Here is a 10,220-nt window from a genome sequence, read left to right as displayed (position 1 = left end):
GGTGTGGCCGATGCGCTTCTCCAATGTCCGCTTGGTCTGCGGGGTGGATGTGGTAGGGGTGACTGCTTTCGTTTTTGTCATAGGCGGCTCCTTTCAATTTTTTTGATTATCAGGTGATACGATGCGCCGCGCCGCTGCTTTGGTGCTGGCGGCGTTGCCCTCCCGGAAGTTCTTTCCGGCAAAGAGGATAGGGGCGCAGCGTTCTAAAATCCGGTCATAGATACGGGCGTGGGCGAGGTCACGCGGATGCTTCAGTTCGTCCAGCTTCAGATTGGTGGTCACGATCAGGGGCTTGCCGCTACGGTAACGGCTGTCGATGATGGAAAACATCTGCTCCAGGGCATATTCGGTGTTGCGCTCCACGCCTAAATCGTCTATGATTAACAGGTCATAGTCTCCCAAGCTGTCCAGGAACGCCGTCCTGTCCTCTCCGAACATCCCGCCCAGGCGGGCCAGGATACTCGGAAAGTTTGTCATGAGTACAGGTACGTCCCGTTCCAGAAGGGCGTTTGCGATGCACCCGGCCAGGAAGGATTTGCCCGTACCAACGTCACCGAACAGCAGCAGTCCGATGTTCCGTTTGAACGCCTGGGGCCAGTGATCGACATAGGCGTGGGCTTTCGCCATAACAGGATTTTCGCCGTTATCATGGGCAAACGTGTAGCCGTAGAGGTATCGGTCTTGAAGCCCCTGGGCCTTTCGCCGCTTGATACGCTCCATGCGCTGGCGGCGTTCCTCGGCCTCTTTGCGGCGGCGTTCCTTCTCCTGCTGGCAGGGGCAGACGCACCGGGGCTTGAAGCTGCCGCCCTTGAATGGGTCTGGGATAACCGCCTGCCGTGGGCCTCCGCACTTCCGGCAATGAATCAGTCCATCGGTTGGGTCAAGGTATTCGTCCTCATGAATCTCAATCAAATCGTATCACCGTCCTTCACACTGTAATCCCGGTCACGGGCAGGGGGAGCGGCCTTGCGCCTATCATCCGCTATCCAACGGCGGATGGTGGCGGCATGGCTCCGGTACTGTTTGCCAGTGGAGGCCATGTACTCGGACAGCCGCTCGATGTACTCCTGCCAGACAGTGGGGAAGTCGGCTTGCAGTTCGGTCAACTCCCGTTTTGACAAAATGACATTCTGATACCTACCCAAAACGGCGGGGGCGGCGTGTCCCTTTTCTAACTCTCTTTCTCTATCTCTAACTCTCTCTCTATCTCTGGTGGACGAATGTCCGGACAGTGGGCGGACATTTGTCCACCAGGATTTAAGGCAAGCCGATTTGCCTGCCGCGCCCGCCGTTTCCGCTCCCCTTCGGTGGAAGATTGGCCTATCAGAAGTTCGATGTTGGTCATGTAAAAGGCCCCGTCCTGCATCTGCTCCATAAGCCCCAACTGCAAGAAAATCTTGATTGCCCGCTCCACGGTTCCGATCTGCTGGCGGGTGATGGTGGCGATCATCTGCGGGGTGTAGGGGATGCTCTCGTCAAGCTGGAGCCGCCCGCCGTGTTTCAGCGATTTCAGGTACAGCTTCAGCAGGATGTAGGAGTACAGAATACCGTCCTGCATACTCTCCAATAGGACGATGGAATCATCGTCAAAATAGTTTTCTTTCAGCTTGAGATAGTAATATTTGCGATTGTCAGCCATAGGCAGTTATCTCCTTTGCATGGATTGGCCGTTACGGGCCGTCTGAGGGCCTTCCGGGGTGCTGGATAGGGAATGTATCAGGCCCCTATCGAGCCACCCTCGGAAAGCCTTGCAAAATCAGGGCTTTTTAAGCCCTAAAGCGTGACAGTTCTGCCTTTGTTTCCGCTTGCGCTCCGTAGCCTTGGCCCGCTTCATGCGAACGGCACATTCCGGGCAGTATTTCGCCCGGTTGGATTTCGGCAGATAGTAACCGCCACAGAGTACACATTTCCTGCGGTCTGCCCGGTGGAGCAGGGCGGCGCACAGGCCAGCGTCCAGGGGCAGAACGGCGGCGCGGAACCAGCGGCACACAAGGGAATAGGTGATACTCTGCGGGCAGACACATTCTTCGCCGTTGTCCAGAAGCAGACAGCACCCGCCGTCATAGTTGCAGCAGTTATGTACCAGTCTGCGGGCGGTGCGGTACTGCTGGTAGTTCATGTGAACGATCACGGCTCGTTCTCTCCTGCCGGTAACTTGATGTAGATGTGATAGGGGGTGTGGAGGGCTATCAGCTTCTTCTCCACCAGCCCAACATCCTCCAATTCCCGCAGAGACTGTGCCACGGTGCTGGGGGTGCGGTCAATGATCTCCGCGATAGTCTTGTTGTAGAACGCCAGATACCGCCGCCCGCGCCGGTCGATCTGAACCATATCCGAATTGAGCGTCATATCCAGCATGATCGCGTAGACCTCTTTTGCCGTCAGCCGGATATTCATGCCCAGCAGAAAGCGGGGATAAGCCAGATAGAGCGGTAGGGTGGAGCTGCTGATGATGTAGTCAGTTTTCATGTTCCTTCTCCATTTCGTGTCGGATTTCATGTACTTCCTCGAAAAGTTCTTTGATTGCTTCCGTGATGGAATACGCGCTATTGCCCAGTTCGTCAAATTGAGACATTGACATTCTGGCGAAAACATCTGCCCGGTGACGAAGGGCTTTGATATCGGAAACATAGCGGGAGCATAGGAACTTAAACTCGCGCAGCACATCTTCACCGTCCGCCATCCTCTGCCGCCTCGGTGTTGGCGGGGCTACGGTCAAAACGGCAGCGGCCTCCGCCTGCTGGTCAGGGGGGAGCCGGGAAATTTTCAGCGCGTCCCCCTTGGTGATTTTATCGCCAGCGTCCCGGATGGTTTTCTTTGCCTCCGGGGTAAGATTGGCGGCGGTCTGAACCAGACGCTCCACGGTGCGCTTGCTGATTCCCAACTTGTCGGCGGTGTCCTCCGAAAAGGGCTTTGCGCCTAAAACCGTCAAATTGTCGTTTTTAACCGTCTGCCCATTCCTCTGGCCTTGGCGTGTCTCTGGGTGGATGGCCTCATAGAGTTCCTTCCGGCGCAGAAGCAGATCGCCCAGTTCCCGGTGGGACAGCCCCGCCCGAACAAAGTTCTCGTCAATCTCGGCCAGTTCCGCTTGCAGGCCGTCCGCATCGCTGACGGTGCACTCGATCTCCGTCCAGCCCAGCAGCTTTGCCGCCTCCAACCGATGCAGGCCGGCGATAAGCGTGTTGTCCTGGGTGACGGTGACGGGATTCATCAGGCCCACGGCGGCAATGCTCCGGGCCAGTTCCTCCACGTTCCTCTGCTGGGTGTCTCGCCGCCCAGGATTGATTTTGATTTCGCTGATTTTCATTTGCATGGCGGTTGCCCTCAATGCGAAAATGTAGCGATAATCCGGTTGAGCATTTCACGGTCAGAGCCGTCCAGCGATTCCCCCAGCCTGCGGAGAAACGTGATCTCCGCAGAGTTCAGCGCCCTGCGGTCAAGGTGGAACCACTCCGCCACCCGGACGCCGCCATGACCGCCCTGCACCGTCTCAATGGGATAAGAGCAGGTCAGCACCACAATGTCACGGCGAATTGTGCCGGTGCTGACGTTAAATTCATGTGACAGGTTTCTGTAAGTATCGTGCCGTCGGAGGCACAAAACCTCCAAAATCTTCTGGCGGCGTTCCCACGGGGTCATATCCATTTTCGTAACCTCCTGATAATTTTATCGTTCATTTTCCTTCTGCTGGTGCTGGCCCTCACGGGCCAGACGGTCAGCGGCCTTGCGGAGTGATTCAACCGCCTTAATTTCATCCCGCATGGCCCGCATTTTTGCGTAGTCCATATCCTTCTGCTGGGTCAACGTGGCGGCTTCGGCCCGCCACGCCTTGGGCGTGATCGCTTCGCCGGATTCTTTCAGCGATTTCAGAAAAACGGCGGCAGCATCAAATAACGCTAACTCGTCTCTATGCTTCTGCTGGTACTGCTCCCGCTTGCCTGGTTTTACCTTGTCCAGCTTTTGGTGGATTGGCTTGTACTGCTCATACTGCGCCCACATTTCCAGCCGTTCATCCAGGACGGCGAGACGGCGTTCGGCTTTGACAATTTTGCCGCGCAAATCATAATAATCTTTGTTCATGGCAGAGACTTTTTCGTAAAGTTCCTGCATGGAATTGATGCCGTTTCCTTGCAAGAACGCCAGCAGTTTAGCGTTCTCCTGAAGAGCCTTAATTTTGCCGGAACGATAACGGGCTTTATCCTGATTGACTTTGGCCTGGGCTTCATAAAGACGGGCCACAAGACTGCCGCCGTTCTGGGGAGATTCAACCGCTGCCTGCTCCTTCGACCAGTTGTAAATCCGGGTGATGCGGGCCTTGAGTTCCTTCAGCAATTTGTTATCATCGGCAATCTGCCGATTAAGGTCGCCTTTCTCCGTTCGGATGCCCCGCCGCTCCATCTGACTGGCGGCAGGCCCCATGTGGACGGAGGGGATTTTTTCAATGCCCTGCCGCTCATAGCTGCGGTGGTCGATGCGCTCCGGCCTGCCAGCGGCTTCTAACGCACGATTGGCGTAGGTGGCCCACGCCACCCGCCACTTCTCGGCGTTCTCCCGGTTGTTCCAATCGGTGGTGTCCTCCCGGTGATTCTTCCAGCCACCTTTGCCATCCGGGATGCGGTTGCCCTGGCTGTCCAGATCGTAAACTTTACGGCACTTCGGCCCCCAGCGTCCGTCCGGTTTCAACGGGCGAATGGTCAGCAGGATATGGGCATGTGGGTTCCCGTCACCCTTGTCATGGAGCGCAAAATCGGCGCACATTCCAGCGGCCACAAAGTTGTCCCGAACGTAGGAACGGACAAGGGCCAACTGCTCCGCTCTGGACAGTTCCACGGGAAGGGCAACTTCAATTTCGCGGGCAAGCTGGGCATCACTGGCTTTCTCAATTTGCTCCACCGAGTTCCAGAGGGTGGAGCGGTCTGCAAACTCTGGCGGTGCGTGGGCGGGCAGCATGATTTCCGAATGGACGACACCGGGTTTATGCGTGTAGTCACGGGTCAGGCCGTCCCATTCGCTGGTCAGCTTTTCGCCGCTTCGGTAGGCGGCAGCGGCAACAGCCGAACGGCCTACGCTCCGCTTGATGATTTGGATGGGACAGTGAAAGATTGCTATCGGTTCATCCTCCTTCCTGCTGGTAAATCAGGGGTTTGGGGGCGGTAGCCCCCATCGCGTCCGCAGGACGCAACAAGCCCCCGGCAGGGCGCACGGCACCGGACACGGTGTATAAGTGCGCCGTTAGTATAATTACACTAACGGACTTTAGCTTGTGGCAGCAGTTTTCTCCGCCGCTTCTGCTGCTCCCGGCAGGCGGGAAAGGGCAATCAAGAACGCTTTGAGCGATTCGCCGTCCATGTCAATGGCGGCGGGAAACACGCCCTCCAAAATCGCACCATGACGGCACAGGCGGCTGGTTCTGGCGTTGCGTTCCGCGTTCCTCTGCTTGTTCAACAGAATCTTTACCTGGTTCTCATATTGAGCTGCTTTCTTTTTGGCTTCGTCCCGTTTGGCTTCCAACGATTTGTCCATTTGCTTATCAAGCCTCTTTCGGCATCCAGCCGTTTTTGATGAAATACCGTTCCAACTTTGTGACTGCGCTGGCAGCAGCGCGGGAATGGAGCTGCTGAACCTGGGCCGGGGGCAGATTCGCCAGCAACAATTCTACTGCTGCTCCATCCTCGCCCTGGACTATCAGATTTTCCAAAGGCAGTATCAGGAGCGGAATGGAAGTGCAGTTGATAGGGCAGCGGGGGTGGCGGTGCAGTCTGATAATTGTCATAAAGACCTCCTTCAAATGTGAGAAGGGACAAGCCGACACAGCAGCTTGTCCCTCCCGGTGATGGAGCATATCGCCCCTCAATTTATAGCCGTTTTGAACGGCACTTCGTTAAGTAGGTTTCTGGAAAAATTTCAAAAACTTTTTGCGGACAGCTTCAATGCTCAAATGGACAGCAACTTTGGAGCATCCGCAGATTTTCCCGACTTCCTCATAGCTGAGATCATACAACGCATGGAGCAAAAACCGCTCCCGCTGTTTCTCGGTGCAGAGAGCCAGCACCGCCAGGATTTCCCTGCGGGTTTCCATACGGCAGACATATTGCTCCGGCGATTCACAGTAGGGCAAGCGGCCCTTGGTGACAACTATGTACTCGTCATAGCCGCGCTCATCCCAATGGTCTTTCCACTCGCGGTAAAAGCTCCGGTCAAATTGCTTGGCAACCGCCCAAAGCTCGTCAAGGGTAGCTGCATCGTCATAGGACAGATTGCGCCGATGCTTTCTGATGGTAATTCCCATCCTGCATTTTCCTTTCGTTCAGATTTTTGCTTGGGTCTGAACGAAAGGGCGGGGAGCGGCAGCGTAGAACAGGCAGGCTATGAATAGCCCACAGGAACGTGAAAGCGCCCGGACGGTGCAGTACCATCCAGGCGCGTGAAACAACATTATGAGCCGACAGGAAACGACTATTTTCGCAAAGCTGGGTAGAGTGCGCCGCTGCGGTGGTCAGGCTTTTTTTGATAAGTGCCTATCTATTTGTAATCGCATGGCGGCATCCTCCTGTGTGCCGCCGAAAAATATTAAAACGGCGGTCTTGAAATCGTTGTTTCAAAACCGCCGTTTGGTGTTCATTTTCGTTTGGGGCGCGTTAATAGAAAGCCGCCATTCAACGGTTTTTTTATGCCGTTTCCATTGGCGTCTAAACGTCTATGATTAACCTTTATTGCGCTATCACATCAATGCTGGCATCAACTTGCCCTGTTCCCCAACTCAGTCAGCGCCTTCAGTGTGCCATCCAGGTTTTCCTTGTGCCAGTTTTTGAAGAAACCGGAATAAATGCTGGCGTAGATGCCGGAACTCCGCAGGTCGCTCAGCTCTGCCTGCTGGGCAGTCAGGCGGATGGTGTCCGTCCCGGTGCGGATGGTGATAACGGTGTTGAACGTAACGTCTTCCAGCTCCACCGACTGGATGTCCCCATAGGGAAGGACCAAGGACACATCTTTGCGCAGATTGCCCCAAGTGGTGTTGAAGGGGAGCAGGACGATTTCATGTTCACACATCTGGAGAACATAAAATTCCGAGTTGAAAAATGCCGTAATTTGTTCGCTCAGGTTTTCCGGGGCGTATTTGACGATGATGCTGCGGCCCTCCAGCGGCTGGTATCCCGCCTCCCGGACGAATTTTTGGACTTCTTTTGCCATGGTGTAGTTCATCCTGTCAAAACATTGATTTTCTCTTTTCGGTGCGGGCAGGCGGGATGAATTCGTTTTATGCCGTGTTTTCCGAATCCCTTCAGTCTATGGGGGTAATGAGGGGCTTGCCGTCGGCATCCAGCAAAACGGTCATCCCTGTGCCGCTTGCCTTATTGTGAGAGCCCAGCACATAATTCACGCCAGTCTCCGTATCCACGATGATCTTTACCACATTCACAATGCCCTGGTTATAGACCTCTACAAAGCGCTGCTTTTCCATTGCGTTTCCCTCCTTTCCCATCCCGCCTGTCTGCGAAAGGAAACATACCACGCTCCCGGCCCGCTGTGGGCCGAATTTCCCAAACAGCACAAATTCTTCCTGAGCGGCAAACATAAAGAGGGAGCCTCAAAAGCTCCCTCTCAATTTCTTCTTCAATTCTGCCTTTCCGGTTCGGGACAGCAAACACATTCTACCCCCTACCCAGACCTGATTTCCCGTTCTATCCACTGCCTCGATTTTGTCCCATGCTGCCAGAAAGGACCGGTGGACCCGGACAAACCGTCCGTCCAGTTCCTTTTCCAGCTCGTTCAGACTGCCCACGAAATCCAGACGGCTGTCCGCCGTATGAAGATATACATGGTGGGCCTTGGGCGCGGCCTCAAAAAACAGGATGTCGGCCAGGGGAATGTGGCGGGTTTCATCGCCTGTTCGCAGGGAGAACATCTCCGCCGGGTCGCGGCGCTCGTCCAGTAAGCGGGCGTGGACCGCCTCCAGGCAGCGGGCAACGGCAGGGCCGGTCTGCTCCCCCTCCTTCACAATGTAGTCAAATGCCTCCAAATGGTACTGGAAGGTTTTCCAGGCCAGATCGCCATAGCTGGTAATGTAGACCAGCGTGCCATGAGGGTCCCGCCGCCGCAGCTCCCGCCCCAGCGTAAAGCCGTCCCACGCTCCGTCCTTCAAATCCACATCCAGGAAGTAGACGCCCCGGCGGCTGTCCTGCGCCGCGTCCAAAAGCGCCTGGGCGGTGGAGGCGGCGCAAACCACCTTCATGTCGTAGTTTTCCACGAAAATTTTCCACTCCAGGGCGGTTTTGAGCTGGTGACGAACACTTTCCTCATCATCACAAAGATAAATTGAAATCATGCTTTTTCTTCCACCACCAATTCCTGAACAAACACGCCATTGGCCCAGCTTGTGGACGCGACCGTATGGGGATAGTCCTTCAAAATCCGCTGATAGCTGGACAGTCCCAATCCCCGGCGCTCTCCCTTGGTGGAAAAGCCCTCCGTCCAGATTCTATCCGGGTCGATGGCCCCATTGTAGGGGTTGGACACCCGCAGAGACAGCCTGTCCTTTTGAGACAGCAGGACAATCTCCACCCAGGGTGTTTCCGCTTCCAAAGCGGCCTCAGCGGCGTTGTCCAGCAGAATGCCCAGACAGCGGGTAAAGTCCCACGGGTCCATTCCGATACGCTCCACAGGGTAGAGCGCCTCCAGGCGGCAGTCGATTTTCTTTTCTCTCATGGCTGCCAGCTTGGACAGCAGGAGGCTGCGCACCTGGGGGACTCTCACATTGCCCAGATGGACGGAGGCCTGTATCCTCTCTCCGATGTGCTGGTCAAAGCCCGCGTCCAGTTGGGACAAGGAGACCCGAAGTTCATCCAATTCTCCTTTCCCGGCCTGTTCAGACAGCCCTGCCAGCAAATTCTTGTAGTCGTGACGGAACGCCCGCACCTCCCGCTGAATCGCCTCCAAATCCCGCTCGTAGAGCTGCTGCTGGGCAATGACGTCCCGCTGGACTTCCATCTTCCGGGAGGCGTCCAGCCGCTGGGACAGGTAAATGACCAGCCCCACCGCCAGCCCCGCCATCACCAGCACAAGCGCGTAGTAGGGAACCAGATATTCCGGCTGGATTCCCTCCTGTAAAAGAGAGAATGCCTCCATAGCCGCCTCCAGGCCAAAGAAGAACAGGGCCATGCGGCGCTGGACGGAGCTGTCCTCCAGCAGAAGGCGGAACCAGCGCCCGAAGCGGAGCCGGCGCAGCAGCGCGGCGGAGACCAGCGCCACAGCGCCATAGACGGCGATCAACACCGTGTACGGGATCTCGCTGTCCAGAAGCAATATCTGGGCCAGGCCGGACGCGGCCACCTGGCACATGCCCGCCATGCACGCGGCGGCAAAGGCGTGCCAGAACCCGGTCCGCCACGCCCACCGAATCCACAGGGTACACATCAGCAGGATGGCGCAGGAGAACGCACAGTAGCGGACCACATAGTGGTCGGGAAAGCGCGCATACAAAACCGCATCCAGCAGGGTGGCCAGTAGCGGAGAGAGCAGCAGGGCGGGCAACTTTCTCACCACCCGCCGGCCCCGCGCGTCCATAATCACAAACAGATAGACCACCAGGACGGCGTGGGAGATCAGGGAAACTGTAAATTGAAACAGATAATCCTCCAGTGTGAGCATAGCGGACGCCTCCTTTCTGCGGACTATCATACCACATGGAGGGAATCTTGTCCATGACAGGCCCAATCAGCAATATATCAATTCTGCAAAGATGATTTCCTCTACCTGGGCCTTACAACTGTTTACCAACCCTACCCACGCCATCTGGTCACGGGCTTTCAATTCCTCGGTCACACCTGCGGCCTCCATCATCTGCGGGAGCATTCTGTCCATCCACTCTTGGACGGTATTGTCAATGTCCAGCAGGTGGGCGGTGAGCTTTCCGCTGCCTGCCAGTTCCCGCCACAGGTCATGCTTGTGCTGCTTCAAGTAGGTGTGCCGCAGACTGCCGTACTTGCCGACTGTTCTGACCGGCTCCGGTTCATCAGCTATCAGATTGGGAATGTAGTAGTCTCCTGCTCGAATATAGGTCAATTCTGCCATCTGTAACCATCCTCTCATCAGCCATTTCATTTGTGCCGCAAATGAGCTGACTGTACGTTGTATTTGATGCACTTGAAATACATCGCTTACAGCATACATCGTCGTGGAGATTGTTCCTGTCGATAATCATGGTGATAAGCTCATAGGTC

Annotated in this window: 15 protein-coding genes and 1 pseudogene; 1 reads left to right on the top strand and 15 read right to left on the bottom strand. The window is 55.9% G+C overall.

Annotated features, from left to right (window positions below; genetic code table 11):
* Window positions 1–93 precede the first annotated feature (93 nt).
* From D1646_RS20870 to D1646_RS20825, 10 genes and pseudogenes are all read right to left on the bottom strand, one after another.
* Window positions 94–912: an ATP-binding protein gene (locus tag D1646_RS20870; protein WP_160638298.1), complete on the bottom strand. Its 819-nt coding sequence runs from the start codon at window positions 910–912 to the stop codon at window positions 94–96.
* Window positions 909–1,639, bottom strand: a pseudogene (locus D1646_RS20865) (phage replisome organizer N-terminal domain-containing protein). The gene D1646_RS20870 and the pseudogene D1646_RS20865 overlap by 4 nt, the downstream one beginning before the upstream one ends.
* Before the next feature lie 117 nt (window positions 1,640–1,756).
* Window positions 1,757–2,119: a cysteine-rich VLP protein gene (locus D1646_RS20860; RefSeq protein ID WP_160638300.1), complete on the bottom strand. Its 363-nt coding sequence runs from the start codon at window positions 2,117–2,119 to the stop codon at window positions 1,757–1,759.
* 8 nt (window positions 2,120–2,127) lie between these two features.
* The gene (locus tag D1646_RS20855) at window positions 2,128–2,469 is read right to left on the bottom strand and encodes a hypothetical protein (protein WP_160638297.1); all 342 of its coding nucleotides are present in this window, start codon (window positions 2,467–2,469) and stop codon (window positions 2,128–2,130) included.
* Complete coding sequence (locus tag D1646_RS20850) at window positions 2,459–3,313, bottom strand: ParB N-terminal domain-containing protein (RefSeq protein ID WP_160638296.1); 855 nt, start codon at window positions 3,311–3,313, stop codon at window positions 2,459–2,461. Before D1646_RS20850 ends, D1646_RS20855 begins: the two co-directional genes overlap by 11 nt.
* An 11-nt stretch (window positions 3,314–3,324) precedes the next feature.
* Window positions 3,325–3,645: a DeoR family transcriptional regulator gene (locus tag D1646_RS20845; protein ID WP_160638295.1), complete on the bottom strand. Its 321-nt coding sequence runs from the start codon at window positions 3,643–3,645 to the stop codon at window positions 3,325–3,327.
* 21 nt (window positions 3,646–3,666) lie between these two features.
* Window positions 3,667–5,103 carry a MobQ family relaxase gene (gene mobQ / locus D1646_RS20840; RefSeq protein ID WP_347565266.1) on the bottom strand — a complete coding sequence of 479 codons (1,437 nt, stop codon included), beginning with the start codon at window positions 5,101–5,103 and terminating at the stop codon, window positions 3,667–3,669.
* A gap of 153 nt (window positions 5,104–5,256) precedes the next feature.
* Entirely contained in the window at window positions 5,257–5,523 is a 267-nt protein-coding gene (locus D1646_RS20835; protein WP_160638294.1) for a DUF3847 domain-containing protein, read from the bottom strand.
* 7 nt (window positions 5,524–5,530) lie between these two features.
* A complete protein-coding gene (locus D1646_RS20830) occupies window positions 5,531–5,773 on the bottom strand; it encodes a hypothetical protein (protein ID WP_160638293.1) in 243 nt (80 codons plus the stop codon).
* Window positions 5,774–5,881: 108 nt separating this feature from the next.
* Window positions 5,882–6,289 (bottom strand): sigma factor-like helix-turn-helix DNA-binding protein, encoded by a 408-nt coding sequence (locus D1646_RS20825; protein ID WP_160638292.1) that lies wholly within the window; start codon window positions 6,287–6,289, stop codon window positions 5,882–5,884.
* A gap of 148 nt (window positions 6,290–6,437) precedes the next feature.
* Between D1646_RS20825 and D1646_RS20820 the strand changes: the two genes are divergently transcribed.
* Window positions 6,438–6,707, top strand: a complete 270-nt coding sequence (locus D1646_RS20820) for a hypothetical protein (protein ID WP_160638291.1) — start codon at window positions 6,438–6,440, stop codon at window positions 6,705–6,707.
* Between the two features lie 31 nt (window positions 6,708–6,738).
* On the opposite strand, the gene D1646_RS20815 is transcribed toward D1646_RS20820, so the two are convergent.
* From D1646_RS20815 to D1646_RS20795, 5 genes are all read right to left on the bottom strand, one after another.
* The gene (locus tag D1646_RS20815; RefSeq protein ID WP_160638290.1) at window positions 6,739–7,191 is read right to left on the bottom strand and encodes a hypothetical protein; all 453 of its coding nucleotides are present in this window, start codon (window positions 7,189–7,191) and stop codon (window positions 6,739–6,741) included.
* A 91-nt stretch (window positions 7,192–7,282) separates the two neighbouring features.
* Window positions 7,283–7,462 carry a DUF6440 family protein gene (locus D1646_RS20810; RefSeq protein ID WP_160638289.1) on the bottom strand — a complete coding sequence of 60 codons (180 nt, stop codon included), beginning with the start codon at window positions 7,460–7,462 and terminating at the stop codon, window positions 7,283–7,285.
* Window positions 7,463–7,588: 126 nt separating this feature from the next.
* Window positions 7,589–8,326: a LytTR family DNA-binding domain-containing protein gene (locus tag D1646_RS20805; protein WP_160638288.1), complete on the bottom strand. Its 738-nt coding sequence runs from the start codon at window positions 8,324–8,326 to the stop codon at window positions 7,589–7,591.
* Window positions 8,323–9,648: a GHKL domain-containing protein gene (locus tag D1646_RS20800; RefSeq protein ID WP_160638287.1), complete on the bottom strand. Its 1,326-nt coding sequence runs from the start codon at window positions 9,646–9,648 to the stop codon at window positions 8,323–8,325. Before D1646_RS20800 ends, D1646_RS20805 begins: the two co-directional genes overlap by 4 nt.
* A 66-nt stretch (window positions 9,649–9,714) precedes the next feature.
* Entirely contained in the window at window positions 9,715–10,071 is a 357-nt protein-coding gene (locus D1646_RS20795) for a TnpV protein (protein ID WP_160638286.1), read from the bottom strand.
* Between the last annotated feature and the right edge of the window lie 149 nt (window positions 10,072–10,220).

Origin of the sequence: Pseudoflavonifractor sp. 60, from assembly GCF_009911645.1 — a bacterium.
Lineage (GTDB): Bacteria > Bacillota > Clostridia > Oscillospirales > Oscillospiraceae > Lawsonibacter.
Note: the sequence above shows the minus strand (reverse complement) of the source record. Positions and strands in the feature narration are given on the sequence as shown.